19 protein-coding genes are annotated in these 26,666 nt (G+C 52.8%); 4 read left to right on the plus strand and 15 right to left on the minus strand.

Annotated elements, in window-relative coordinates:
* Window positions 1–5: 5 nt before the first annotated feature.
* The 6 genes from napB to napF are packed head-to-tail and all read right to left on the minus strand — an operon-like array spanning window position 6 to window position 5,231.
* Window positions 6–455 (minus strand): nitrate reductase cytochrome c-type subunit, encoded by a 450-nt coding sequence (gene napB, locus OGV77_RS21125; protein WP_016153772.1) that lies wholly within the window; start codon window positions 453–455, stop codon window positions 6–8.
* Complete coding sequence (napH, locus tag OGV77_RS21130; protein ID WP_043017003.1) at window positions 452–1,315, minus strand: quinol dehydrogenase ferredoxin subunit NapH; 864 nt, start codon at window positions 1,313–1,315, stop codon at window positions 452–454. The genes napB and napH overlap by 4 nt, the downstream gene beginning before the upstream one ends.
* Window positions 1,302–1,997 carry a ferredoxin-type protein NapG gene (gene napG, locus OGV77_RS21135; protein WP_043017004.1) on the minus strand — a complete coding sequence of 232 codons (696 nt, stop codon included), beginning with the start codon at window positions 1,995–1,997 and terminating at the stop codon, window positions 1,302–1,304. Before napG ends, napH begins: the two co-directional genes overlap by 14 nt.
* Before the next feature lie 6 nt (window positions 1,998–2,003).
* The gene (gene napA / locus OGV77_RS21140) at window positions 2,004–4,490 is read right to left on the minus strand and encodes a nitrate reductase catalytic subunit NapA (RefSeq protein WP_043017005.1); all 2,487 of its coding nucleotides are present in this window, start codon (window positions 4,488–4,490) and stop codon (window positions 2,004–2,006) included.
* Complete coding sequence (gene napD / locus OGV77_RS21145) at window positions 4,487–4,750, minus strand: chaperone NapD (RefSeq protein ID WP_080626296.1); 264 nt, start codon at window positions 4,748–4,750, stop codon at window positions 4,487–4,489. Before napD ends, napA begins: the two co-directional genes overlap by 4 nt.
* Entirely contained in the window at window positions 4,740–5,231 is a 492-nt protein-coding gene (napF, locus tag OGV77_RS21150; protein WP_087051308.1) for a ferredoxin-type protein NapF, read from the minus strand. Before napF ends, napD begins: the two co-directional genes overlap by 11 nt.
* 413 nt (window positions 5,232–5,644) lie before the next feature.
* Between napF and eco the strand changes: the two genes are divergently transcribed.
* Window positions 5,645–6,142 (plus strand): serine protease inhibitor ecotin, encoded by a 498-nt coding sequence (gene eco, locus OGV77_RS21155; RefSeq protein WP_075146372.1) that lies wholly within the window; start codon window positions 5,645–5,647, stop codon window positions 6,140–6,142.
* A gap of 95 nt (window positions 6,143–6,237) precedes the next feature.
* Here eco and mqo read toward each other — a convergent pair whose 3' ends face one another.
* Window positions 6,238–7,899 carry a malate dehydrogenase (quinone) gene (gene mqo / locus OGV77_RS21160; RefSeq protein WP_043017007.1) on the minus strand — a complete coding sequence of 554 codons (1,662 nt, stop codon included), beginning with the start codon at window positions 7,897–7,899 and terminating at the stop codon, window positions 6,238–6,240.
* 278 nt (window positions 7,900–8,177) lie between these two features.
* On the opposite strand from mqo, the gene OGV77_RS21165 reads away from it, so the two are divergent.
* Entirely contained in the window at window positions 8,178–9,425 is a 1,248-nt protein-coding gene (locus OGV77_RS21165) for a SulP family inorganic anion transporter (protein ID WP_043017955.1), read from the plus strand.
* On the opposite strand, the gene mgtE is transcribed toward OGV77_RS21165, so the two are convergent.
* The 6 genes from mgtE to OGV77_RS21195 form a co-directional block, all read right to left on the minus strand.
* Entirely contained in the window at window positions 9,388–10,824 is a 1,437-nt protein-coding gene (mgtE, locus tag OGV77_RS21170) for a magnesium transporter (protein WP_043017008.1), read from the minus strand. The two genes, OGV77_RS21165 and mgtE, sit on opposite strands and share 38 nt — an antisense overlap.
* 105 nt (window positions 10,825–10,929) lie before the next feature.
* Entirely contained in the window at window positions 10,930–12,573 is a 1,644-nt protein-coding gene (locus tag OGV77_RS21175; protein WP_043017009.1) for a multidrug ABC transporter permease/ATP-binding protein, read from the minus strand.
* Between the two features lie 75 nt (window positions 12,574–12,648).
* Window positions 12,649–13,299 (minus strand): DNA oxidative demethylase AlkB, encoded by a 651-nt coding sequence (gene alkB / locus OGV77_RS21180; RefSeq protein WP_043017010.1) that lies wholly within the window; start codon window positions 13,297–13,299, stop codon window positions 12,649–12,651.
* On the minus strand, window positions 13,299–14,363 hold the full coding sequence (gene ada / locus OGV77_RS21185) for a bifunctional DNA-binding transcriptional regulator/O6-methylguanine-DNA methyltransferase Ada (RefSeq protein WP_043017011.1): 1,065 nt from the start codon (window positions 14,361–14,363) through the stop codon (window positions 13,299–13,301). Before ada ends, alkB begins: the two co-directional genes overlap by 1 nt.
* A 79-nt stretch (window positions 14,364–14,442) precedes the next feature.
* Window positions 14,443–15,495, minus strand: a complete 1,053-nt coding sequence (gene apbE, locus OGV77_RS21190) for an FAD:protein FMN transferase ApbE (protein WP_087051307.1) — start codon at window positions 15,493–15,495, stop codon at window positions 14,443–14,445.
* Window positions 15,496–15,610: 115 nt separating this feature from the next.
* Window positions 15,611–16,735, minus strand: a complete 1,125-nt coding sequence (locus OGV77_RS21195) for a porin OmpC (RefSeq protein WP_043017013.1) — start codon at window positions 16,733–16,735, stop codon at window positions 15,611–15,613.
* A gap of 739 nt (window positions 16,736–17,474) precedes the next feature.
* Between OGV77_RS21195 and rcsD the strand changes: the two genes are divergently transcribed.
* On the plus strand, window positions 17,475–20,144 hold the full coding sequence (gene rcsD, locus OGV77_RS21200) for a phosphotransferase RcsD (protein ID WP_043017014.1): 2,670 nt from the start codon (window positions 17,475–17,477) through the stop codon (window positions 20,142–20,144).
* Window positions 20,145–20,160: 16 nt separating this feature from the next.
* Window positions 20,161–20,811, plus strand: coding sequence for a response regulator transcription factor RcsB (gene rcsB, locus OGV77_RS21205; protein WP_003027592.1), 651 nt, complete (start codon window positions 20,161–20,163; stop codon window positions 20,809–20,811).
* 112 nt (window positions 20,812–20,923) lie between these two features.
* Here rcsB and rcsC read toward each other — a convergent pair whose 3' ends face one another.
* Together rcsC and gyrA are read right to left on the minus strand one after the other, a co-directional pair.
* Window positions 20,924–23,770: a two-component system sensor histidine kinase RcsC gene (rcsC, locus tag OGV77_RS21210; protein ID WP_047409860.1), complete on the minus strand. Its 2,847-nt coding sequence runs from the start codon at window positions 23,768–23,770 to the stop codon at window positions 20,924–20,926.
* 120 nt (window positions 23,771–23,890) lie between these two features.
* Window positions 23,891–26,527 (minus strand): DNA topoisomerase (ATP-hydrolyzing) subunit A, encoded by a 2,637-nt coding sequence (gene gyrA, locus OGV77_RS21215; RefSeq protein ID WP_047409857.1) that lies wholly within the window; start codon window positions 26,525–26,527, stop codon window positions 23,891–23,893.
* Window positions 26,528–26,666 lie beyond the last annotated feature (139 nt).

A 26,666-nucleotide genomic window follows, 5' to 3' on the forward strand; every position in this document is an offset into this window, starting at 1 on the left:
ACCTCTTATTTCCCGTAACCTTTCGAGGGGGTGAAGGTATTTTCAACAATCGGCGCGGCGTCAGCCTGCGGAACGTGACATTGCAGGCAGAAATAACGACGCGGCGCGACTTCAGCCAATACCTTGCCGTCGCTATCCATAAAGTGCGTCGGACTAATGCGCGGCGCACCGGTGGTGCGATAGCTTTCCACACCGTGGCATTGCAGGCAGCGGTTAGTGTTCGTCGTCACCTGATACCCTTCAACGCTGTGCGGAACCATCGGCGGCTGATTCACATAGTTCAGCGGCATACGCACTTGCTCTTTCGGCATGCGAATCGCCCCTTCCTGTGTCCCTGAGACTTCCGGTGACTGGCTCAGATCCACTCCGTTTGCAGCCCAAACGGCCCCACTGACTACCAGGGCCAGCGCAGCCGTCCATTGACTCAGCGCTTTAATCAGGTCATGGCTTTTCATGATTTCGCTCCCGAACTCCATCGTGTTGTTATTGTAAAAACATCCTCAGAACAGACATCCACGCAGCGACCGCAGGCCATGCAATCGCGGCTGGTTACCTGCACCGGACTTTGCTCATCCAGCACCGGCGCACGTAGCACATGCGGTTCCGGGCAAACATGAAAACAATCCATACAGCGGTTACATCTGTTACGTTCTTTTGCCGAAACGGTTAATGCACCCTTACTCCCCACCACGCTATACAGCGCACCCAGTGGGCAAAGATGCCCGCACCAGCCATGCTCAACGACCAGTAGATCAAATAAAAACAGCGCGAGGATCAGCAGCGCTCCGCTGCCAAATCCCATTACCAGGCTACGTCCGAGCAGCGAGACTGGATTTATCCACTCCCACAGCAGCGTACCGGTCAGCGCAGAACCGACCAGGATAACCACCAGCAGGACGTACCGTATATGGCGCGGCAGGGTTGCGGACTGATTCAGGTCAAACCTTCTGCGCAACCAGCTGGCTAAATCGGTGACCGGGTTCATGGGACAAACCCAACTGCAAAACAGTCGCTTACCGGCCAGGGCATACAGCACCGTGATGATGGCCGCCCCCGTGATTGCCACCGTCGCCGGCAGGTGTCCGCTGGCCAGGCTTTGCAGGGTAATCAGCGGATCGGTGAACGGAATGGCGTCCAACAACAAACTACTGCTGTAGTTACCATGCAGGATCCACACGCCAAGCCACGGGCCGCTCAGGAACATCGCCAGTATCAGAAACTGACTCAGACGACGCAGTAGCAGCCAGCGATGGCTCTTCCACCATCCTTTTTTTGCCTGCGCCTCACGCCCGGCATCACGTTTACGATTTGCCATTGTTCCCCTCCAGCCAACCGAAGCGGTAATGGTGTCCTAACTCCCCTTTCGCCAGCGACAGCGGCAGCACTTTTATTGCTGGCTGTTCCAGTACGCAGACTTTTTCGCATTTCCCACAGCCGGTACAGGCATCGCTGTGTACGGTTGGAATAAACCGCGCATGCTTGCCGGTACGCATGTTGCGGTCCAGCTCCAGGGTGATCGCCTCATCAATTTTCGGACACTCGCGATAGCAAACATCGCAGCGCAACCCTTGATAGTTGAGGCAGTTTTCGTGATCCAGCAGTACCGCCAGTCCCATACGCGAGTCGTCAATGGATTCAATTTCCCTGTCCAACGCGCCGCTGGGGCAGACTTTGGCGCACGGAATGTCCTCACACATTTCGCAGGGAATATCGCGGGCGACAAAATACGGCGTACCGGCTGCCAGCCCGGAGGCCAGCGTCGCCAGTTTCAGCGTGTCATATGGACATGCCTGAACGCACTGACCGCAGCGCACGCAGGCGCTGGCGAATGCTTCCTCGCTCAGTGCGCCTGGCGGACGCAACCGCACGCCGCTTGCACGAGCGGTTTGTTGTTGCAACCCCAGCGCCACGCCAACGACGGCCAGCCCGCCCGCTGCACGAACCATGTCGCGCAGAAAGCGGCGGCGGCCATTTTGGGGTTTTGCTGACCGGGACATAACGCGTTACACCTTCGCCAGTTTCACGGCGCACTTCTTGAAATCCGTCTCTTTGGAGAGCGGATCCGTCGCATCCAGCGTCAGGTTGTTCACCAGCTGTGCGGCGTCGAAGAACGGCATGTACACCAGCCCCTGTGGCGGACGGTTACGCCCGCGCGTTTCAACAATCGAGATAACTTCGCCACGACGGGAAACCACTTTGACTTTATCGCCACGGCGCAGATCGCGTGCTTTTGCATCCAGCGGATGGATAAACAGCACGGCTTCCGGGAAAGCACGGTGCAGTTCAGGCACGCGACGCGTCATGCTGCCGGTATGCCAGTGCTCCAGCACACGTCCGGTAGACAGCCACAGGTCGTACTCTTTATCCGGGGCTTCTGCGGCAGGCTCAAATGGCAGCGCGAAGATAACTGCTTTGCCGTCCGGCTTACCGTAGAACTTGTAGCTTTCACCCGCTTTCACATAAGGATCGTTACCTTCGCTGTAACGCCACTGGGTCTCTTTGCCCTCAACAACCGGCCAGCGTAAACCGCGCGCTTTGTGGTAATCGTCAAACGGTGCGAGATCGTGTCCGTGGCCACGACCGAACCAGGCGTACTCTTCGAACAACCCTTTCTGCAGATAGAAGCCCAGCTCGCGGGATTCATCGTTAAGTTGATCTTCAGCCAGTTCAGCCACCGGGAATTTCGTCACTGCAGGCGTAGCAAACAGCACGTCATACAACGTTTTGCCGCGCAGCTCTGGTTTCTGCGCCAGCAGCTCTTCCGGCCACACTTCTTCGGTTTTGAAGCGACGGGAAAACTGCACCAGTTGCCACAGATCCGATTTCGATTCGCCCGGCGCTTTAATCTGCTGACGCCAGAACTGTGTACGACGTTCCGCATTCCCGTAGGCGCCTTCTTTCTCTACCCACATCGCGGTCGGCAAGATCAGGTCAGCTGACAGGGCGCTGACCGTCGGGTACGGATCGGAGACAATGATGAAGTTGCGCGGATCGCGCCAGCCCGGCATACGCTCTTCGTTGATGTTTGGACCGGCCTGCATGTTGTTGGTACACATCGCCCAGTAGACATTGAGCTTGCCATCTTTCAGCGCACGGTCCTGTGCTACGGCGTGCAGACCAATTTTTGCCGGAATGGTCCCTGACGGAATATTCCAGTGCTTCTCGCAGATATCGCGGTGTTTTTCGTTCGTTACCACCATATCCGCAGGCAGACGGTGGGAGAACGTCCCGACTTCACGCGCGGTACCGCATGCGGAAGGCTGACCGGTCAAAGAGAACGGGCCGCAGCCTGGCTGGGAAATTTTGCCGGTCAACAGGTGCAGGTTATAGACCAGGTTGTTGGCCCACACGCCGCGTGTGTGCTGGTTGAAGCCCATCGTCCAGTAGGAGATGACTTTTTTCTTCGGATCGGCATACAGCTGCGCCAGCTGTTCCAGTTGATCTTTTGGTACGCCGGTCATTTCGGCGGTTTTATCCAGCGTGTACTCAGCAACGAAGGCTTTGTAATCCTCAAAGCTCATCGGTTCAGAGGCATCAGATCCCGGGTTCTTCGCCGCTTTTTCCAGCGGATGGGTTGGACGCAGACCGTAGCCGATGTCCGTCACGCCTTTACGCAGGTTAACGTGCTTGCTAAAGAAATCCTGGTTTATCGCATTGTTTTGAATGATGTAGTTAGCGATGTAGTTGAGGATCACCAGATCGGTTTGCGGCGTGAACACCATACCGTTATCCGCCAGCTCAAAGCTGCGGTGCTGGAAGGTGGAGAGAACCGCGACGTTCACGTTAGGATCGGACAGACGACGGTTGGTGATGCGCGACCACAGGATCGGGTGCATCTCCGCCATATTCGCGCCCCACAGGACAAAAGCGTCTGCATGCTCGATATCGTCGTAACAGCCCATCGGCTCATCCATACCAAAGGTACGCATAAAGCCGACTACCGCTGAGGCCATGCAGTGACGCGCGTTCGGATCGATGTTATTGGAACGGAAACCCGCTTTAAACAATTTGGCAGCGGCATAACCTTCCCAAATCGTCCACTGGCCAGAGCCGAACATACCGATAGACTCTGGGCCTTTCTCTTTCATCGACGTTTTGAATTTCTCTTCCATCACGTCAAAGGCCTGGTCCCAGCTAATCGGGGTAAACTCGCCTTCTTTGTGATACTTACCGTCCTTCATGCGCAGCATCGGCTGCGTTAAACGGTCTTTTCCGTACATGATTTTCGGCAGGAAGTAACCTTTGATGCAGTTAAGCCCACGGTTAACCGGCGCATCCGGATCGCCCTGGCATGCCACAACACGCCCTTGCTGCGTCCCGACCAATACGCCACAGCCCGTCCCGCAAAAACGGCACGGGGCTTTGTCCCATTTGATGGCTTCTTGCTGACCGACTACCGCGCGGGCTACGCCCGGCACGCTTAACCCGGCAGCCGCCGCAGCGGCCGCAACGGCGTTAGCTTTCATAAAGCTACGACGACTGAGTTTCATGGTGTTTCCTCACCTTGCTCATCCTGCTGGTGATAAACCAGCGACACCGCCAGTACGCCCGCAACGTTGCGTACTGACTCAATAGTTTTCATTAACGTTTCGCTGTGCTCAGCTTCCACCACCACGATCAACTGACCGCTTTCGACATCGCTGAGTGCAACTTCGCAACCCGGAAACAAACGCAACTGGGTGGCGATATCATTGATATGCTGACTTTTGGCCTGAACGACCAGACTGCAGACCTGCCAGTTATTGTCCATGGTTGTACTCCGCGTTAATGGCTGATACCGGGCAGATAGCGACACATGCGCCACATCCGTTACAGGCCTGATTGTCGAGCTGCGGCTGATAAATGCCGGACAGCGTGGGGCGAAAGGTTATGGCCATGGGTTCACAGCTATCCTGACAGCGATGACATTCAACGGACTGATGTGCGAGACAGTTTTCCCCAATCGTAAAATTCAGATCCCATGCCCTGGTGTGGCGCGGAAGAAAAAGTGATTCGGGACAGGCTTCAGCGCAGGCATAGCAAAAGCTGCACTCGCCGTGTTTGAAATTTACGCTCGGGTAACCACCCTGGCCTCGCTGCAGGATGTCGGTTTCACACGCCTGGACGCAGGCGTCACAACGGAGGCAATGGGCGAGAAAGTTAGAGTCTTCCTTGCTCCACGGCGGACGGATCCCCGCGCTGGCGTTTCGCCAGCTACCTGTCAACATGCCTCGACGGGATAAATCAACCATGACATTGTCCTTCCATAATGACGCCCTCCCTCGGCGGGTTGAACGACATAAAAAACTGCACTATTTATGAGTAGTTATTTTTAGCCGTAAGATATTTCAGGATGTGTTAGAGGTGCATACCCCAATCGGGGTAAATGCTGTTGCCGGATCAAAGGAGTGTTGAGTTGGCGGAAAAAAATGCGCTTTTGCTCACATTTCAATGAGTTATATAAAGGTTTATATAACGGTTAACTCCAAAAGATGAAGATCTCAATATTAGGATAATTCCTGGAACATATCGCTACTTTGATAGTAAACCACTACCCAATACACTTTAAATATAAGTAAATCCAGATTAATAGATTATACAAATATGTTAACCTGCTACAGACTCGTTCATAAGACAGAAGAAAGGAAACACTGTGAACAATAAGATGAAGACAATTGTCCCTGCCGTACTTTTCGCCGCCTTTGCCAGCACCTCTGCATGGGCTGCCAGTAACGATACCGCCGCTCAGCCGCTGGAAAAAGTCGCCCCTTATCCCAAGGCGGAAAAGGGTATGAAGCGCCAGGTTATCCAGCTTACCCCTGAGAAAGATGAATCTACTCTGAAAGTAGAACTGCTGATCGGACAAACGCTGGAAGTTGACTGTAATCAACACCGTTTGGGCGGTGAACTGGATAGCAAAACGCTGGAAGGTTGGGGATATGATTACTATGTTTTTGACAAAGTTACCTCTCCGGTTTCAACCATGATGGCCTGCCCGGACGGTAAGAAAGAGAAGAAATTCATTACTGCGCATCTGGGTGATGACGGCATGCTGCGTTACAACAGCAAGTTGCCGATTGTGGTCTACACCCCGGAAAACGTGGAAGTTAAATACCGTATCTGGAAAGCGGAAGAAAAGATTCAGGACGCTGTGGCGCGCTAAGTGTGAATGTGCCGGATGGCGGCGTACCGCCTTATCCGGCCTACAGACGCATAAACCAGGCCGGATAAGCGCAACAGCGCCATCCGGCATTTTATTTACAGTGCAATATCCGCGACGGCTTTCTGCTCAGGCTGCGGTTGTGCCTGAGGTTTCAGCTGTGGTTTCGGCGCTTCATCAGCAACCTGCGGCTTGTCATATTTCAGCCCCAGTACTTCACTGGTGTATTGCAGTTCTTGTTCCGTAGCCGCAACGTTACCGTTCAGCCTGGTACCATAAGACGGAATAATGGTTTTCAGTTTCGCCTGCCACTCGGGGCTGGCCACTTTATCTTTAAACACTTTTTCCATCAGATGCAGCATAATCGGTGCCGCGGTTGACGCACCCGGAGAAGCCCCCAGCAGCGCAGCAATCGTGCCCTCTTTATCGCTAACAACTTCGGTTCCCAGACGCAGCACACCGCCCTTCTCCGCATCACTTTTGATGATCTGCACACGCTGACCCGCCTGCCATAAACGCCAGTCTTCTTTTTTCGCCTGCGGATAGTACTCTTGCAGCGCGGCGAAACGGTCGTCATCGCTGAGCATCACCTGGCTTACCAGATATTTGACCAGATCGAAGTTATCCAGACCCACGTTGACCATCGGCATAAAGTTCGAGGTGGTGGTCGAGCTGAGCAGGTCCCACAATGAACCGTTTTTCAGGAATTTGGTGGAGAAAGTTGCAAATGGCCCAAACAGCACGACGCGTTTGCCATCAAGGATACGCGTATCGATGTGCGGTACGGACATCGGGGGCGCGCCAACGGAGGCCTGACCGTACACTTTCGCCAGGTGGCGATTGACCACGTCCGGATTGTCCGCAACCAGGAACTGCCCGCCCACCGGGAATCCGGCATAGCCTTTCGCTTCCGGAATGTCGGTTTCCTGCAACAGCTTCAGCGCAGCGCCACCGGCACCGATAAAGACAAACTTCGCCTTGATATCGTGTTCCGTTTCGTTATTTTTCAGATCGGCGACCGTAACCGTCCAGCTATTATCGGCATTACGCTTAAAGCCACGCACTTCGGTACTCAGTTGCAGCGCAAAGTTGGGCTTTTTCTGCAACGAAGCAATCAGCTGGCGCGTGATTTCGCCGTAGTTTACGTCAGTACCAATCTCGGTACGCGTTGCCGCGACTTTCTGCTGCGGATCGCGACCTTCCATGACCAGCGGCGCCCACTCTTTAATCTGCGCATGATCTTCGGAATAACGCATACCGCGGAATAACGTGCTCTGCTGCAGTGCGGCGTAACGTGCGCGCAGGAAGTTCACGTTCTCGTCACCCCAGACAAAACTCATGTGTGGGACGGTGGTGATAAATGAGTGTGGTTCATGCATCACGCCATTATTGACCTGATAGGCCCAGAACTGGCGGGAAATCTGGAAGGCTTCGTTGATTTCGACTGCCTTTTCAATGCTGATGCTACCGTCGGCCTTTTTAGGCGTGTAGTTCAGCTCCATCAGTGCGGAGTGGCCGGTTCCGGCGTTATTCCAGCCGTTTGAGCTTTCCTGCGCTACACCATCCAGTCGCTCTACCATGGTCATTGACCATTGCGGCTCCAGCTCCTGTAAATAGGTTCCCAGCGTGGCGCTCATGATGCCGCCGCCAATCAACAGTACATCCGTTTCCTGCTCTTGCGCCGCTTTCGCTTTTGCTGCCATTGAGACAACGTTCAGCCCTACAGCCATGGTGAAGAGCATGGCAGTCACTTTTTTCATAATGTTAATGCCTTACTTTTAGTATCGCTTTTTTGCTTTTAATGCAGGTGAAAATCGAGCGGCATCAACGGTAACACTTAAGTAAAAATAATTAAATATTGTTTATAAATTATATTTAATTTTTAAAAATGTTATTAATACGTTGATAGTTTATACGGTTATTGACAATCATTTCTGGAAACCAGTCCGTCAGACAGGTACTATGCTGCGCTTTGCTATTCACCGCACGGATGCCTGTCGGTCTGCTGTATCAGGCCATTTTTGACCTGAGTGTAACTATGTCTGCAAATCATCCTTCCTCTGTCGCTGTCGCGGAACACACGACCCGTGCCGTCCTGCGCCAACCCCGTCTGCTGGTTCGCGAAACGCTGGCCGGTGTGGTAACCGCCCTGGCGCTGATCCCGGAAGTGATCTCTTTTTCCGTTATCGCCGGCGTCGATCCTAAAGTCAGCCTGATAGCCTCGGTCGTACTATGCCTGGCGATGTCATTTTTAGGCGGACGTCCGGCAATGGTAACCGCCGCTGCAGGATCGGTTGCGTTGGTAATAGGCCCGATGGTGCATCAATTCGGTGTGCAATATATTCTGCCTGCGGTGGTGCTGGCCGGGATGATTCAGATCCTGTTTGGCGTATTAGGAATGGCGCGTCTGATGCGATTCATCCCTACGGCCGTCATGACCGGCTTTGTGAACGCGCTGGGTATTTTAATTTTCTTTGCCCAAGTCCCGCATTTCTGGAGTAAAAGCCCGCTAATCTGGGGGCTGTTTGTCCTGACGCTGTTGATTGTGCTTTGGGTTCCGCGTTTTATTAAAGCAATCCCCGCACCGCTTATCGCCATCGTGCTGCTGACCCTGTTCACTGTCACCAGCGGGCAACTGTTACCGACCGTCGGTGACGAAGGTTCAATGAGCGGCGGCCTGCCGGGATTAACGCAGCTACTCGTCCCACTCAACCTGCACACGCTGGCGATTATCTGGCCCTGCGCGTTGAGCATCGCTTTTGTTGGTTTGATGGAGTCATTGTTAACCGCCCGTCTGGTGGATGATCTGACGGTTACGCCGTCGAATAAGAATCGCGAGAGCGCCGGGCTGGGGATAGCCAATATTCTGGCCGGATTTTATGGCGGTATTGCCGGGTGCGCGATGATTGGTCAAACCATCGTTAACGTTGAGATGGGTAAAGGACGCAGCCGCGTCTCAACGTTTGCCGCAGGGCTGGTATTGTTACTGCTGGTCACCGCCTTAAGCGAAGTGATGGCGAAAATCCCCATGTCGGTGCTGGCGGGGATTATGGTGATTGTGGCGGTGAAAACCTTCAGTTGGCACAGCATCCAGCCCACCACGCTGACGAAACTCCCCGTCACTGAAACCCTGGTGATGCTGGTGACCGTCGCGGCCACGGTGTCGACCGGCAACCTGGCGATTGGCGTGGTTGCCGGGGTAATGACGATGCTCATTTTGCCGCGTATCGTCAGACGCCAACGTGCGGCTACATCAGAAACAGCGTCGCCAGACCGAGAAAAATAAAGAAACCGCCGGTATCGGTGATTGCCGTAATCATGACGCTCGAGCCGACCGCCGGGTCGCGCCCGAGCTTCACCATCGTCATCGGAATAATAACGCCCATCAACGCCGCCATCAGCAGATTGAGCATCATCGCCAAAGTCATCACGGCGCCGAGCGCCATGTCATCGTACAGCCACCAGGTAATGCCGCCCATGATTCCGCCCCACACGAGGCCATTAATCAACGCTACGCCCATTTCGCGCAGGATCAAAAACGTCAGGTTTCCCGGCTGAATATTTTGTAGCGCCAGCGCGCGAACGATCATGGTGATGGTTTGATTCCCGGTGTTGCCGCCGATCCCCGCCACAATCGGCATCAGCGAGGCCAGCGCCACCAATTGCGAAATAGTATGTTCAAAGCCGTCGATCACTCGCGAAGCGATAAAGGCAGTACAGAGGTTAACGGCCAACCATGCCCAGCGGGTTTTTACCGCTTTCGTAACGGGAGCAAACACATCTTCTTCGGCGCTTAAGCCCCCCATTCGACGCAGATCGGTATCGGTTTCTTCATAAACCACATCAACGATCTCATCAATGGTTAAGCGACCCATCAGTTTACCTGAAGGGTCAACTACCGCGGCACTGACAAGGTTGTCACGTTCGAAGGTACGCGCAGCGTTTTCGGCGATATCCTCCGGAGAAAAGGTGAGCGGGTCATCTTCCATCACCTCGCTGACTTTTCGCTGCACATCATTGAGCAGAATACAGGTTAGCGTCAGTTCACCGACCAGCACTTTATTACGATCGGTCACGAAGAGTTTATCGGTGTTCTCCGGCATTTTCCCCAGTCGTCGCAGGTAGCGTTGCACCACTTCCAGCGTCACGTCCGGACGCACGGTGATGACCTCGAACTCCATGATCGCACCGACGCGGTTCTTCTCGTAGTGCAGCACCTGACGGACGCGCGCTCGCTCCTCGGCCGGTAACGTTGCCAGCAGTCGTCCCGTAAGGTTACGAGGGAGATGCTGGACCAGATAAATCTGCTCGTCGATATCAAGATATTGCAACGCATCCAGCAGCTCGCGGTCGCTCATCTCATCGATCAGATCGTCCCAGACGTTCTCTGACGCCTCAAGCAGTACGTTACCGCGCTTTTCACTTTCGACCAGTCGCCACAGGGCGTGGCGCTCTTCAGAGGGTAAGGCTTCCAGGGTATCGGCCAAATCGGGCGGCGGCAGGTGAGCTACCAGCGCCCCTACCTCAGCAATATCGTCGGCTAACGTACCGACGTCATATTGCTCAGCCAGGGTAAGCTTGCCCAACAGGGTTGAAATAATGGCTTTATCTGTGGTCAGCAGCCAGATTAGACGCGCACGCTCTTCATCACGCAGCCTGGCGCTGTTTTTGTTTGTAACGGACATTAATCATAAATCCATGATATGAAATATCATTAATCATGATGCCGATTTATGTAAATAACAATAAACAGTGCCGCCGGGTGGATAAAAAACCAGCGGCATGTGGGATCATGCCGTGCGCGCCACCGCGTCACGAGAGGCAGCATCACGCTCATCGCCCAGCAGTTCACTCAACTGTCCGTTGCGCATTTCCAGCAGGCGATCGGCATGAATAAAGTAGTGATCGTCATGACTAATGGCGAAGATGGTTTTACCCATTTCCTGCATCAGCGGTAGCAGGACCTGATAAAACTCCCGGCGGAAATGAGGATCCTGATCGGCGGCCCATTCGTCCAGCAGAATGATGTCGCGCTCCTCCGCCAGGGCCAGCAGCAGCGCCACGCGTTTCTTCTGCCCTTTCGACAGCTTCAGATTGAGGATACGGCCATCGCTCAGCTCCAGCTTGTGACCCATCTTCAGATGTTCCAGCCACTTCGCAACCAGCTGCGGATTAGCCTCTTTACCTTCCGGCCCCAGCAGTTTGTCGAACAGCCAGACGTCGGTAAACACGGCGGAGAACAGCTTGCGATAGTCCTCCGGCTTTTCAACGGCAACGGCCTTACCATCAAGCAAAATCTCACCTGACTGCGGCTGGTATAGTCCGGTCAGTAACATCGCCAGCGTAGATTTCCCACTACCGTTACCGCCAATCAGAAAGATCAGTTCACCACGATGAATAGTCAGATTCACCGGCCCTACGGAAAATGCGTTGTCCTGATAATGGAAAACCACGTTACGCAGCTCCAGCGTTTGCCAATTAGGAAATGCGGTTGGACGCGGGAACTCTGCTTTAAAAGGTGCCAGTGCGAATTTATTCAGCTTGTTGAACGCCACCTGCGCGGTGAGCAGCGTCGGCAGTGCGCCAACGGCAGAGAGCAGCGGCGTACGCAGGAATAACAGTGTCAGAGAATAGGTCGCCGCCACGGCGGTATCCGCCCAGCCCAGACTGTTGGCCATCCAGAACACCAGGCCAATGGCGCCCAGCATCATGATGTTCGACCAGTTAACCGCGCTCAGGTGGAAAGTATCGGCACGGATAATATGATGACGGTACTCTTTGGCATCCGGGACGTACATCTGATTAAAGATATGCTCGGCGCGCTCGCGGTTGAGCGTCAGCTCTTTGCGCCCTTCCAGCACAGTCTGATAATCGTTGTACAACTTGTCTTCTGTTTCACGTAGGGTGGCCATGTGTTTATACACTCGCGCCACCAGTACAAATCCGCCCCAGATGGTAATTGCCATCCAGATTGCCGTCACCAGCAGCATTTTGGTCGACAGCATCGCCAGATACGCCGCCGACCCGACGGTCAGGATAATTCCCTGCACCAGTTCAGGCAGACGAACAAAGGCGATGGTGATATTGCGAATATCGCTGGTTAAACCGGCCAGTAACGAGGCGCTGCCAAGCTGTTCTATACGCTCGACGTGGGTATCCAGAATACGTTTGATAAATTCGCTACGCAGTCGGTAGACAAAGTGGTGGCCAAGCGTGGTCAACGCCAGCTGAGAGCCGAGAGTGACAACCATCAATAGCAGCAGCAGGCCAAGAAACTCCGGCAGCACCATCAGCGTGGTGTCGACCGTTTCAATCAGGCGCTGGTTGATAAACGCAATCAGCCCAATTCCCAACGCGGCGCTGGCGAGGCTGAGCGCCATAACGCTGATAAATGGCCAGCGATACTGCCGCCAGACAAGAAGTAAAAGTTCCATGCACACAACCCGGACAAGTAATAACAGCCCGCAGTTTAAACATCTCTTCGCTGACAGCAATAATAATTCTTATTTTTATTCTTTTTTACCCGCCTGGCGAAACGTCAGATTGTAGCGACAGTCTCCGGTCAACGGATGATACCCCGTTTTAAGCGGCTGGATCCCATGATAAAACAACCGCGAATTACCGCCCCACACCACGACATCGCCATGTTCCAGCAGCAAACGCTTTAGGGGATCATTACGGCGCAATCCGCCAAATTGAAAGATGGCCGGCAGCCCCAGCGACACCGAGACAATCGGTGCCCGCAGGTCAGGCTCGTCTTTATCCTGATGTAAAGACAGTTTTGCCCCTGGCGTGTAGCGGTTAATCAGGCAGGCATCGGGTTGAAAATCAGCATAGCCCGCCGCCGTCGCCGCCTGTTGGCACAGGTCAGCAAATGCGTCCGGCAGCGGCGGCCAGTGCGCGCCGGTGAGTGGATCAAACGGAGAATAAAGATAGCCATGCTGATCCGTCGTCCACCCCAGACGACCACAGTTGGTCATCGCCACCGACATCGTGTAACCGCCGGGCGTCACCATCTGGCGAAAAGGCGACTGTCTGGCGACAGCCGCTATCGCCTGCAGCAAAGGGGGCGCGGAATCAAAAGCGAAACGTCGCAGAATAACCGCACCTGAAGCCAGCGGCTCCTGCCAGGGTTTAGCATCCGCAAAGAGATCGAGCATTATGTTTCCTCGCCAGTAGTTTCACGTTGCAGTAACTGCGCTTTGCGCGCAATGCCCCACCGGTAGCCCGAAAGCGCCCCGTCGCCGCGAATAACCCGGTGACACGGGATAACAATCGCCAGTTTGTTGGCCCCACACGCACCGGCCACCGCGCGTACCGCCTTCGGTTTACCGATAGCGCTGGCCAGTTGCTGGTAGCTCATCGTTTCGCCGCATGGAATTGTGCGCAGCGCCTGCCACACCTGCTGCTGAAATGCGGTGCCCCTGATATCCAGGGGCAGCGATAGCGACGCGTCACGCGAATTGATCGCGGCGATCACTTCGCGCACACGCTGCTGAAAATCGGCATCTGCAGGAACATCCTGCGCAGCGGGAAACAGCTCATGCAGATCCGCAACCAACGCCGTATCATCATCACCAAGTAAGATCGCACAGATACCCCGCTCGCTTTCCGCCACCAGACAACGACCCAGGGAGCAATTTGCAAGGGTATAGCGTACAGAAACGTTGTCGCCGCCTTTACGAAATTGTTTTGCGGTCATGCCTAGCGCCTGATCCGCTTGTCGGTAGTAGCTGCTGCTGTCGGGGAATCCGGCGTTGAGAATCGCCTGCGTTACCGGATCGCCTTTTGCCAGGGCATCGCGCAGACGGCGGGCACGCCAGGACTGCTGCCACGCTTTCGGGGTCATGCCTGTCGTAGCTTTGAACAAGCGATGTAAGTGATAGGGGCTCATTGCCACCTGCCGCGCCAGTTCGTCCAGCGTAAGGGGGGGTTCCTGCTCCAGCAACTGGCAGGCGCGGGCTATTTTCTCCAGCCGATGCTGCTGTGCGCTGTCTTTATCTGGCTGGCAACGTTTACAGGGACGAAAACCGGCAGCCAGCGCCTGCCTGGCATCGGCAAAAAAACTGACATTTTTGCGTAGCGCATGTTTCGCCCGACAGGACGGACGGCAGAAAATGCCGGTAGTCTGGACGGCGAAAACAAACTGGCCGTCAGCGTCGGCGTCACGAGCCAAAACGGACTGCCAGCGGTCATCATCAGTTACACGTAAACGATTTTTCATTATGGACTCCTTTGTTAAGCATAGCGCTTAGCCTCAGTGTGTCCCCATAGGCGGATACAAAAACCCGCAATCTTGCTTTTTAATTTTTCTCGCTGACCAGAAAGCTTTTGAACTGCGGCGACATCCAGGTTTTAAACCCCTCACCCTCTTTCATAATCATATAGACCGCCAGACCTTCACGACGTACCACCTCTTTGGCCTTTTGCGGGCCGAGGACCATCAATCCGGTATCCCAGCCGTCAGCCTCCAGCGCCGTTGGGGCAATCACCGTCACGGACACCAGGTTGTGTTCAATCGGGCGACCGGTTTGAGGATCGATAACATGGGAAAGGCGCTTACCATCCAACTCATAATAGTTACGGTAGCTGCCGGAGGTGCTAATGCCATGCCCGTTAATGTCGACAATCGCCTGTACCGCGTTTTCACGATCGGTAGGCCTCTGAATCGCGACTCGCCACGGATGCCCTTCTGCATTCATACCGCGGCTGTTCAGCGCGCCGCCAACGGAAACCAGATAACGGGCGATCCCTTCCTGCTCCATTAATCGTGCCAGATGATCGGCGGCATAACCTTCACCAACGGTCGAGAGGTCCACATACAGCTCGGGCAAATCTTTTTGCAGATAGTTCCGATGAGCCTCATTAACAACCTTCAGATGTGAAAGCCCGGTTTGCGCTTTGGCTGCGTCAATTTGCGCCTGAGTGGGAATATGCACCGGTTGCTTATCCGGGCCAAATCCCCACAGATTGACCAACGGTCCCACGGTAATATCCATGGCCCCATCGGTTTTTGCGCCAATGCGCAGCGCCGAAGTCACGATATCTGCCATGGCATCATTAACCGGCCATGGCGACAGGCTTGTCGACAGGTTAAAGCGCATCAACGCAGAATCATTTTTATAGGTAGAGAGAAGTTGATCGTCGGCATCCAACTGAGTCTGGATCTTCGCCTGCAGTTCCCCGACGCGTTTGGCATCTACGCCCACCGCACTGACCCGCCAGAAAGTGCCCATCGTTTTACCTTCCAGAACGGTGGCAGGTGTCGTGGTCTGAGCGGGTTTCGGGGCCTCATCGCACCCGACTAAAAAGATCGTCACAGCCAGTAACGCTGCGCGATAAAAATTCACTTCCATACGTAATTATCCTCATGCGAACGGGCGCAAGAGTACACCAAAAATCGTTGTTTGTACGACGAAAAAACGGCATTAAAAAAGGCCCCGCAGGGCCTTTTAACGACATGAGCGCAGATTAGAACTGGTAAACCAGACCCAGTGCTACGATATCATCGGTAGCAATACCTGCTGCCTGGGTAAACGCATTGTCATCCAGCAGGTTGATTTTGTAATCAACATAGGTAGACATGTTTTTGTTGAAGTAGTAAGTCGCGCCAACATCAACGTATTTCACGATATCCTGGTCACCGTAGTTGGTGAAGCCATTGCTGATGTCTTTGCCTTTTGACTGCAGGTAAGCCACGGAAGGACGCAGACCGAAATCGAACTGGTACTGTGCCACAACTTCAAAGTTCTGAGCTTTATCTGCGAAGCCATATGCAGCAGTGCGGTTGCTACCGTTAGAGGTACCGAAACGGGTTGCGTTATAGGACTGGGAGTACTGTGCGGCCAGGTAAACGTTGTTAGCGTCGTATTTCAGACCACCGGTATAAACCGTTGCACGGTCACCGTTACCGTACACGCCAAGAGCATTCTGATCAGCGGTACGTTTAGAGGTAGTGATCGCACCACCAATACCAAAGCCAGAGCCGAGATCGTAAGTCAGGGAGCCGCCGTAACCATCGCCATTCTGGGTCAGCAGGCTACGACCAGCTTCGTTTTCACCGCTTACGCTGCCATTTTTACCCTGGTACTGCAGGGCAAAGTTCAGACCATCAACCAGGCCAAAGAAATCTGTGTTACGGTAGGTCGCATAACCGTTACCACGCTGCTGCATGAAGTTGTCCGCACCGTAGGTATCACCGCCGAATTCTGGCAGGACGTCGGTCCAGGACGTTACATCATAAGTTACACCGTAGTTACGACCGTAGTCGAAAGAACCTGCATCAGCGAATTTCAGACCTGCGAATGCCACACGCGTCCAGGCGTCGTTGCTGGATTCACTCTGATTGCCTTGAATCTGGTATTCCCACTGGCCGTAACCGGTCAGTTGGTCGTTAACCTGGGTTTCGCCTTTGAAGCCGATACGCATGTAAGTCTTGTCACCATCATCACCTTTGTTGTCGGAGAAATAGTGCAGACCGTCGACTTTGCCGTACAGGTCTAATTTGTTGCCGTCTTTGTTATAAATTTCAGCCGCATTTGCTGCGCCTGCTACCAGCAGTGCTGGTACCAGGAGGGACAGTACTTTAACTTTCATGTTATTAACCCTCTGTTATATGCCTTTATTGCTTTTTTATGCCACTGCATACTGATTAAGGTCATTAACCAGTCGGCAACTTCATTCTCCGCAAAAACACAGAATAATCCAACACGAATATGATACTAAAACTTTTAAGGTGTTTCATTTATCCACATAGGTGTTTCTAAATGTTAATAAGAGGGAACTTTTTAAAATTCAAAAAACAGGAAAAATAAGCACAAATAATCAAGAATTATTGAAATTTAATTAAAAATCAGAAAGTTATAATGCAATTAGTTATAGCACTGAATGACAAAACAAAATCTTCACTCGCAACTAAAATAGACTCGCTATCATCATTAACTTTATTTATTACCGTCATTCATTCATGAATGTCTGTTTACCCCTATTTCAACCGAATGCTTCGCGTTCGGTTTTTTTTTACTCTTCTTTACACAAAACCTACCGTTCTGTGCTACCGATGAAAAACCATAACGCCTATTAACTATCTCATAGAGTCGTATCCAGATATAAATCTGATTAATAATTTCTTGTTATTTAATGCTAAATGTATACATTCCGTACAAATATTTGTACTCGCTTTTATCCACTGTACACCTTTGCATCATGATGGCTGCAACAAAATGAGGGGCGGAAAAATGCGGGCCATGCGGCGTGGTGTAAGTGTGGCAATTCATACATTACCCTTTATACTGCCCCTTCATCTTTGGCGTCGTTTAACAGGTCATAAACACGAATGAGTCAGTCTGACACAACGGCTTCTACCCGATTCTCCCTGCTACCGGGAAGTATTACCCGTTTCTTCTTATTACTGATCGTTGTGCTGTTGGTGATGATGGGCGTTATGGTCCAAAGCGCCGTCAACACCTGGTTAAAGGATAAGAGCTATCAGATTGTTGATATCACCCACGCCATTCATAAAAGGGTCGATACCTGGCGATACGTGACCTGGCAAATCTATGACAATATTGCCGCCTCAGCCAGTTCGTCGGGTGCTGAAGGACTACAGGAAACGCGTCTGAAACAAGACGTCTACTATCTTGAGAAGCCGCGTAGAAAGACCGAGGCGCTGATTTTCGGCTCGCATGATAGTTCGACGCTGGAGATGACCCAACGCATCTCAAGCTATCTGGATACGCTATGGGGCGCGGAAAATGTTCCGTGGTCTATGTATTACCTGAATGGCCAGGACAATAGCCTGATCCTTATCTCAACGTTGCCGCTAAAAGATCTGACTTCTGGATTTAAAGAATCGACGATTGGTAATATTGTCGATTCACGGCGCGCGGAAATGCTACAGCAGGCCAATGCGCTGGATGAACGCGAAAGCTTCTCTTCACTGCGCCGGCTGGCCTGGCAGAACGGACATTACTTCACGCTACGCACGACCTTTAATCAACCAGGACATCTGGCAACGGTTGTCGCCTTTGACCTGCCGATTAATGACTTGATCCCGCCCGGCATGCCGCTGGATAGCTTCCATCTCGAACCTGACGCCACGTCCACGACCGAGCACCTGAATGAAAAAGAGTCGCCTGACAGCGTCAGCATTAATTTCAACAACAGTAAAATTGAGATCTCTTCGGCACTAAATTCAACGGATATGCGCCTGGTGTGGCAGGTTCCGTTTGGTTCATTGCTGCTCGATACATTGCAAAGCATTTTGCTACCGCTGTTGCTTAACATTGCGTTGTTGGCCCTGGCGCTGTTTGGCTATACCACCTTTCGCCACCTCCCTGCCCGTTCTACCGAAGTGGCGCCAAACCTTGCGGCCAATAATGAATTGCGCGTTCTGCGCGCGATCAACGAAGAGATTGTCTCTCTGCTGCCGCTGGGCTTGCTGGTGCACGATCAAGAAGCAAACCGCACGGTTATCAGCAATAAAATTGCCGACCACCTGCTGCCGCATTTAAATCTGCAAAACATTACCAGCATGGCGGAGCAGCATCAGGGGGTGATTCAGGCCACCATCAATAATGAACTGTATGAAATCAGGCTATTTCGCAGCCAGATCTCATCAAGAACCCAGATCTTTATTATTCGTGACCAGGATCGGGAAGTGCTGGTGAATAAAAAGCTGAAGCAAGCGCAGCGACTGTATGAGAAAAACCAGCAGGCCCGCGCCGCCTTTATGCAGAATATCGGCAGCGCACTGAAAGACCCGGCTAAAACCCTGGCCGCTAATGCCGCCGCCCTTAATAGCCCTGACAGCCAGAAACTGGCAAATCAGGCAGACGTTCTGGTGCGTATGGTAGATGAAATCCAGTTGGCCAACCTGCTGGAAAGCGACGCCTGGAAAGGGGAATCGACGCTATTTTCCGTGCAGGCGTTAATTGATGACGTGGTTCCTGAGGTTCTGCCCGCTATCAAACGTAAAGGGCTGCAACTGCTGATTAAAAATCACCTTAGCGCCCATGATGAACGCCGCGGCGACCGTGATGCCCTGCGCCGTATTTTGCTGCTGTTAATCCAATATGCGGTAACCACCACGCAAATCGGCAAAATCACGCTGGAAGTCGACCAGGATGAGTCGGAGGCTGAACGCCTGACCTTCCGCATTCTGGATACCGGAGAAGGCGTCACGTTGAATGAAGTCGATAACCTGCATTTCCCGTTCATCAATGACACGCAGGGCGATCGATATGGCAAGGCCAACCCGCTGGCGTTCTGGTTATGCGATCAGCTCGCCCGCAAGCTGGGTGGACACCTGAACATTAAAGCGCGGGAAGAACTTGGAACACGTTATATAGTCCATGTTAAAATGCCGCTGCACGATCAACATGCTGAAAGTGAAGAACGTTTGTTAGATGACGTCTGCATAATGGTTGATGTCACTTCTAATGACGTACGCAGCATTGTATTACGTCAGCTGGAGAACTGGGGCGCAACCTGCATCACGCCAGATGAACGGTTGAATAGTCAAGAATATGATCTCTTTTTAACAGATAATCCGTCTAATCTTACTGCCTCAGGCCTTCTTTTAAGCGATGATGAGTCTGGCGTGCGGAAAATTGGCCCTGGCCAGCTGCGCGTCAACTTTAATATGAGCAATGCTATGCAGGAAGCTGTCCTCGAGCTGATAGAAGAGCAGCTGGCACAAGAAGAGATCCAGGAACTCCCCCTCGGCGGAGATGAAAACGCCGAACTTCATGCCAGTGGTTACTATGCACTCTTTGTAGACACAGTACCGGATGATGTTAAGAGGTTGTATACTGAGGCAGCAACCAGCGATTTCGCTGCGTTAGCCCAAACGGCCCATCGCCTGAAAGGCGTGTTTGCCATGCTTAATCTGGTACCCGGCAAGCAGTTATGTGAAGCGCTGGAACATCTTATTCAAGAGAAAGATGCTCCAGGTATAGAAAAATACATCAGCGACATTGACGATTACGTCAAGAGCTTGCTGTAGCAAGGTAGCCCAATACATGAACACTATGAACGTAATTATTGCCGATGACCACCCGATTGTACTGTTCGGTATTCGTAAATCACTTGAGCAAATCGAGTGGGTAAACGTTGTCGGCGAATTTGAAGACTCCACTGCACTGATCAACAATTTGCCTAAGTTAGATGCTCATGTGTTGATTACCGACCTCTCAATGCCGGGAGATAAATACGGTGACGGGATCACGTTAATTAAGTATATCAAGCGCCATTTCCCGAGCCTGTCGATTATCGTTCTGACTATGAACAATAACCCGGCAATCCTGAGCGCGGTACTGGATCTTGATATTGAAGGGATTGTCCTGAAGCAAGGTGCGCCAACCGATCTGCCGAAAGCGCTTGCCGCTCTGCAGAAAGGTAAGAAATTCACCCCGGAAAGCGTTTCTCGTCTGCTGGAAAAAATCAGCGCCAGCGGCTACGGTGACAAACGTCTGTCTCCGAAAGAGAGTGAAGTTCTGCGTCTGTTTGCTGAAGGTTTCCTGGTTACTGAAATCGCGAAAAAACTCAACCGCAGTATTAAAACCATCAGCAGCCAGAAAAAGTCGGCAATGATGAAACTCGGTGTGGAAAACGATATCGCCCTGTTGAATTACCTCTCTTCCGTAACGCTGAGTCCCTCAGACAAAGAGTAATTCTTTTAGCACAAAAGTGCCTGATGGCACGCCGTTTATCAGGCCTACGAATGACACTGCGTGGTGCGTGTTCCGTAGGCCGGATAAGGCAAACGCCGCCATCCGGCATCTGTTATTCCCGCGCCTTCCTCACCCTTTCCGCATAGACCGTCAGCGTTTGCTTCAATACGTCCAACGTCACTGGCTTAGACAGACAGCTATCCATACCTGACTCAAGACAACGCTGCTTCTCTTCGGCCAGCGCGTTGGCCGTCACGCCGACAACCGGCAGCGTTAACCCTAGCTGACGAATACGCTGCGTCAGGCGATAACCATCCATGTTCGGCATGTTGACGTCGCTTAGTACGATGTCGATATGGTTTTTACTCAGTACATTGAGTGCATCCACGCCGTCATTCGCGGTTTTACACTGGTATCCCAACGATCCCAACTGATCGGCCAGTAAACGTCGATTGATCGGATGATCGTCGACCACCAGAATCATCATGTCATCGTTCGTTGCCCCTACTTTATCCGGGGCTGGTAGCGCAGTGGAAAGCTCTTCACTGTTCAGCTCAACGCTGTAGATATGCGCCAGCAGCGCAGGCAGCTCGTGAGGTGATGCCACGCTGTGCACCCACTCCCCAGGCACCCTTTCCAGTGGAATACCGATATGACGGCGGCAGAAAATCACCGCGGCGCGTCCCTGCCACGGCTGGTCCAGCACATCGTCAGCAATTAGCAGGTCATCCGCATCCGGTTGTTGCCCCTCATAACGCAGCACCGTCATCCCATTTCGCGTCAGACTGGATTCAACAAACTGGTACAGCGACGCGTTACGCACCGCCAGCCAGCAACGCTTGCCGACAAGCCCATCGATACCTTTATTCAGTGGATACTGCGCGCCATAAAGCGGAATACGCAGCATAAACTGACTCCCCATTCCCGGTTCAGAATCGACGGAAATGTCTCCATCCATCATGCTGATCAGTTTTTCACAGATAGCCAAACCAAGTCCGGTTCCCTGGAAATTACGCTGGACGCCGGTTCCCACCTGGAAGAAAGGATCGAACAACCGGACGACCTCTTTGGCAGGGATCCCGACCCCGGTATCACGTACGCGAATACTAAGATAATCGCCGTTACACTGCACGTGCAGCACAATGCAGCCGGTATCGGTAAACTTGATAGCATTACTCAACAGATTGGAAATTACCTGCTGTAAACGCATCGGGTCGCCATTGAGCGCCACTGGTACATTTGGGTCGATAAAGCAGTACAAGCCCAGTTGCTTGCGGACCACCAGCGGCAGATAGTTAGCCGTAATATGATTCATGACTTCACGCGGTGAAAACTCGCGCGGTTCAATCTTCAGCTGTTCAGATTCAATTTTCGAGAAATCGAGAATATCGCTGATAATTTTCAACAGCAGGCTGGAAGAGTTGTTCATCGCCGTCACCAGGCGATCCACCCCGTTGGGTAACTCTTTGGTTTGCAACAAATCGAGGTTACCGATAATACCGTACAGCGGCGTACGCAGCTCGTGGCTCACCGTCGCAAGGAACATCGATTTGGACTGGCTCGCCTGCTCCGCCGCCTGCGCCATCTCCTGCAACGACTCTTCCATTTTTACGCGCGCGCTGACGTCAACCAGCACGCAAATCGCTACGTTTTCATTACGATAGCGCGAGTGCACAAAGCTGATTTGCAGATTGGTATTGTTACTGGTCAGTACATCGACAAAATTGACCTGCTGGCCGCAGATAATTTGCGTCAACCGCTGCCGGTCTTCATGCGTCAGCATGTTGAGATAGGTGTGCGCCAGCTCATTACTCAGGATGTTAATGCCATCTATCGTACGCAGAATACAAATACCAACCGGCGCGGAAGCCACGATTTTACGGTTAAACTGCTCGTGCTCTTCCAGGCGCTGAGCATCGCTTTCCGCCGGAATAAAAATACGTCGCTCATACATACGCGTGAGCATAAATAACGCCGCACCAACCAGCACATTCAGTAGGATCGCGTTCAGGATCATCATGCGGATCCGCTCCAGCACCAGGTCGACCGGTACGGAATACACAATGCTCAGCGATGAAGGGGGCAGGTTTTTCTTCAACACCAGATCGCGAAAACCTGGGGTATAACCAAACCAGGAGCGCTCCTGCATCCAGCGTGGTTCAGCCTTAATATTGCCTTCAGGGCCGGTGAGCGAAATTAGCGCATGACCATTTTCATCAAGAATGGTCACGCCCATTGGCAAACTGCCAGGCGTGAAGAAGTTTTCCATACGAATAGGTTGTTCGACGCCGAGCAGCGCTTGCAGACGATTGGCGAGATAAACCGGCGTCAGCGCATAGAAATACCCCACGCCCGGACGCGGCCCCTGGCTGATCCAGAACAAGTTGTTGCCGTTTTCGTCTTGCGTAGCATTGCGATACTTAATAATGCGCTCGTGTAGCGCCTTCAGCGCCTCGTCACGTTCAACCGGCATATCACGCAGGCCGAAATTAGCCATACAAAGGTTGTCGCTGCCGATCAGGAACACGCGATTCAAATCATAGGCGGCGGAAAAGTTGTCGCGCCAGTAGCGCATAAACCACGCCAGCGATTCCAGCGATCCCCGCCAGGCGTTGCCCATCACCGAGCAGTCGGAGTCGGCAAACAGCGGCTCAAAGTTTGGCACAACGGTTTTATCATCCCGCGACCGCAACGACATCACGCCGTTTTCCGCCGTTAAACGATTCTCAGCGATATATTTCAGCTCTTTAATTACATCAGAGGTGCGCTGAATGTAACGTTGGGCCTGATCGGAGCTGAGGTTAAGCTCCTGATGGATCTCAGATTCTCTCTGGTGCAGCGCATTCACGATGTAGAAAACGGAAGCGAACGCAATTAAAAACCAGATCAGGAGCGCCAGGGCCCTGAACAGGTAGCGTGAGACTTTTAGCGTTGAATGAACGGAAGCAAGGTATTTCAAAGGGGCGAAGCTCCGCCTCAGGGCATTAATAGAGTGTGGTTAAGGTAGCGGTAAATGTCTTTTGTCGCAATGCCATTAAAAAAAGGGCCGGATTTCTCCGGCCCCCTTATAACATCTCAATTACTCTTCAGCGTCGTCCGCTGCATCGTCATCGCTTTCCGCTTCAGGCGCGATATCCTCGTCCCCTTCAGCAGCACTGCCGTCGATGGAGTCGAGCTCTTCATCATCAACAGGTTCAGCCACGCGTTGCAGACCCACTACGTTTTCATCTTCCGCAGTACGGATGAGGATAACACCCTGGGTATTACGCCCTACTACGCTGATTTCCGACACGCGAGTACGCACCAGCGTACCTGCATCGGTGATCATCATGATCTGGTCGGTATCTTCAACCTGCACTGCGCCAACAACGGAACCGTTGCGCTCGGTGACTTTGATGGAGATAACGCCCTGGGTCGCACGAGACTTGGTCGGATACTCTTCCGCCGCCGTACGTTTACCGTAGCCGTTCTGGGTAACGGTCAGAATTGCGCCTTCACCGCGTGGAACGATCAGCGATACCACGCTGTCGCTTTCCGCCAGTTTGATACCACGTACGCCGGTCGCGGTACGACCCATTGCACGAACGGCATCTTCTTTAAAGCGCACAACTTTACCCGCGGCAGAGAACAGCATGACTTCGTCACTACCGGACGTCAGGTCAACGCCAATCAGTTCGTCGCCTTCGTTCAGGTTAACCGCAATGATACCGGCAGAACGCGGACGGCTGAACTCGGTCAGCGCCGTTTTCTTCACGGTACCGCTGGCGGTTGCCATGAAGACGTTAACACCCTCTTCGTACTCGCGTACCGGCAGAATTGCGGTGATACGCTCGTTCGCTTCCAGCGGCAGCAGGTTGACGATTGGACGTCCACGCGCGCCACGGCTCGCTTCCGGCAGCTGATAAACCTTCATCCAGTACAAACGACCACGGCTGGAGAAGCAGAGGATCGTATCATGGGTGTTAGCCACCAGCAGGCGGTCGATAAAGTCTTCTTCTTTAATACGTGCTGCAGATTTGCCTTTACCGCCACGACGCTGCGCTTCGTAATCGGTTAACGGCTGATATTTCACGTAACCCTGATGAGACAAGGTCACGACAACATCTTCCTGGCTAATCAGATCTTCGATGTTGATGTCAGCACTGTTCGCGGTGATTTCGGTACGACGTTCGTCGCCGAACTGCTCGCGAATCAGCTCCATCTCTTCACGGATAACTTCCATCAGACGATCGGCGCTGCCCAAAATGTGCAGCAGTTCAGCGATCTGCTCCAGCAGCTCTTTGTATTCGTCGAGCAGTTTTTCATGCTCAAGGCCAGTCAGTTTCTGCAGACGCAAATCCAGAATCGCCTGGGCCTGCTGTTCAGTCAGGTAGTACTGACCATCACGCACGCCAAATTCCGGCTCCAGCCACTCAGGACGCGCGGCGTCATCACCGGCACGTTCCAGCATGGCAGAAACGTTGCCCAGCTCCCACGAACGCGCGACCAGCGCTGCTTTCGCTTCTGCCGGAGTCGGCGCTCGGCGGATCAGTTCGATAATCGGATCGATGTTCGCCAGCGCAATCGCCAGTGCTTCAAGAATGTGTGCACGGTCGCGAGCTTTACGCAGTTCAAAGATAGTACGGCGGGTTACGACTTCACGGCGGTGACGTACGAACGCGGCGATAATATCTTTCAGGTTCATGATCTTCGGCTGACCATGGTGCAGAGCAACCATGTTGATACCGAAGGAAACCTGCAGTTGAGTCTGGGAGTAAAGGTTGTTCAGAACCACTTCCCCGACCGCGTCGCGTTTCACTTCAATCACGATGCGCATACCGTCTTTGTCAGACTCGTCACGCAGCGCGCTGATACCTTCAACGCGTTTGTCTTTTACCAGCTCGGCGATTTTCTCGATCAGGCGCGCTTTGTTCACCTGATACGGAATTTCATGGACGATGATGGTTTCGCGGCCAGTTTTGGCATCCGCTTCGACTTCTGCGCGTGCGCGAATGTACACTTTGCCACGGCCGGTACGGTAGGCTTCTTCAATACCACGACGACCGTTGATGATCGCGGCGGTCGGGAAGTCCGGACCCGGAATATGTTCCATCAGCCCTTCAATGCTGATGTCTTCATCGTCAATGTATGCCAGACAGCCGTTAATCACTTCCGTCAGGTTGTGTGGCGGAATGTTGGTTGCCATACCTACCGCGATACCGGACGAACCGTTCACCAGCAGGTTAGGAATTTTGGTCGGCATGACGTCAGGAATTTGTTCGGTGCCGTCGTAGTTATCGACGAAATCAACCGTTTCTTTTTCCAGGTCAGCCATCAGCTCATGGGCGATTTTCGACATACGGATTTCCGTATAACGCATCGCCGCTGCGGAGTCGCCATCGACAGAACCAAAGTTACCCTGACCATCTACCAGCATGTAACGCAAGGAGAATGGCTGCGCCATACGAACAATGGTGTCGTAAACGGCGGTATCACCATGAGGGTGGTATTTACCGATTACGTCACCAACGACACGGGCAGATTTTTTATAGGCTTTATTCCAGTCGTTGCCCAATACGTTCATGGCGTAAAGTACGCGACGGTGAACCGGCTTCAGGCCATCTCGGACGTCCGGCAGCGCACGGCCAACAATGACCGACATCGCATAATCCAGATACGAGCTCTTCAGCTCTTCCTCAATGTTGACCGGTGTAATTTCTCTCGCAAGGTCGCTCATCTAACCGCTATCCCTCTACTGTATCCCGGATTCAAAGGTCGCAAATTATAACACATTCGCACAGATTCAGGTAAATGGATTCCCCCAGACAGAGGCTTTATTCATCCCGCCAGGCTGATATACTCATTTGCATCGCAAA

The organism is Citrobacter sp. Ce129 (assembly GCF_030334545.1).
Lineage (GTDB): Bacteria > Pseudomonadota > Gammaproteobacteria > Enterobacterales > Enterobacteriaceae > Citrobacter > Citrobacter europaeus.

What these genes read in the sequence shown, in the direction of transcription:
- rcsB (WP_003027592.1), top strand. Translation starts at nt 20,161, where the DNA reads ATGAACACTATGAACGTAATTATTGCCGATGACCACCCGATTGTACTG.
- ada (WP_043017011.1), bottom strand. Translation starts at nt 14,363, where the DNA reads ATGAAAAATCGTTTACGTGTAACTGATGATGACCGCTGGCAGTCCGTT.
- mqo (WP_043017007.1), bottom strand. Translation starts at nt 7,899, where the DNA reads ATGAAAAAAGTGACTGCCATGCTCTTCACCATGGCTGTAGGGCTGAAC.
- OGV77_RS21165 (WP_043017955.1), top strand. Translation starts at nt 8,178, where the DNA reads ATGTCTGCAAATCATCCTTCCTCTGTCGCTGTCGCGGAACACACGACC.
- apbE (WP_087051307.1), bottom strand. Translation starts at nt 15,495, where the DNA reads ATGGAAGTGAATTTTTATCGCGCAGCGTTACTGGCTGTGACGATCTTT.
- napB (WP_016153772.1), bottom strand. Translation starts at nt 455, where the DNA reads ATGAAAAGCCATGACCTGATTAAAGCGCTGAGTCAATGGACGGCTGCG.
- napD (WP_080626296.1), bottom strand. Translation starts at nt 4,750, where the DNA reads ATGGACAATAACTGGCAGGTCTGCAGTCTGGTCGTTCAGGCCAAAAGT.
- gyrA (WP_047409857.1), bottom strand. Translation starts at nt 26,527, where the DNA reads ATGAGCGACCTTGCGAGAGAAATTACACCGGTCAACATTGAGGAAGAG.
- napG (WP_043017004.1), bottom strand. Translation starts at nt 1,997, where the DNA reads ATGTCCCGGTCAGCAAAACCCCAAAATGGCCGCCGCCGCTTTCTGCGC.
- rcsD (WP_043017014.1), top strand. Translation starts at nt 17,475, where the DNA reads ATGAGTCAGTCTGACACAACGGCTTCTACCCGATTCTCCCTGCTACCG.
- napF (WP_087051308.1), bottom strand. Translation starts at nt 5,231, where the DNA reads ATGGTTGATTTATCCCGTCGAGGCATGTTGACAGGTAGCTGGCGAAAC.
- eco (WP_075146372.1), top strand. Translation starts at nt 5,645, where the DNA reads ATGAAGACAATTGTCCCTGCCGTACTTTTCGCCGCCTTTGCCAGCACC.
- napH (WP_043017003.1), bottom strand. Translation starts at nt 1,315, where the DNA reads ATGGCAAATCGTAAACGTGATGCCGGGCGTGAGGCGCAGGCAAAAAAA.
- OGV77_RS21195 (WP_043017013.1), bottom strand. Translation starts at nt 16,735, where the DNA reads ATGAAAGTTAAAGTACTGTCCCTCCTGGTACCAGCACTGCTGGTAGCA.
- mgtE (WP_043017008.1), bottom strand. Translation starts at nt 10,824, where the DNA reads ATGTCCGTTACAAACAAAAACAGCGCCAGGCTGCGTGATGAAGAGCGT.
- OGV77_RS21175 (WP_043017009.1), bottom strand. Translation starts at nt 12,573, where the DNA reads ATGGAACTTTTACTTCTTGTCTGGCGGCAGTATCGCTGGCCATTTATC.
- napA (WP_043017005.1), bottom strand. Translation starts at nt 4,490, where the DNA reads ATGAAACTCAGTCGTCGTAGCTTTATGAAAGCTAACGCCGTTGCGGCC.
- alkB (WP_043017010.1), bottom strand. Translation starts at nt 13,299, where the DNA reads ATGCTCGATCTCTTTGCGGATGCTAAACCCTGGCAGGAGCCGCTGGCT.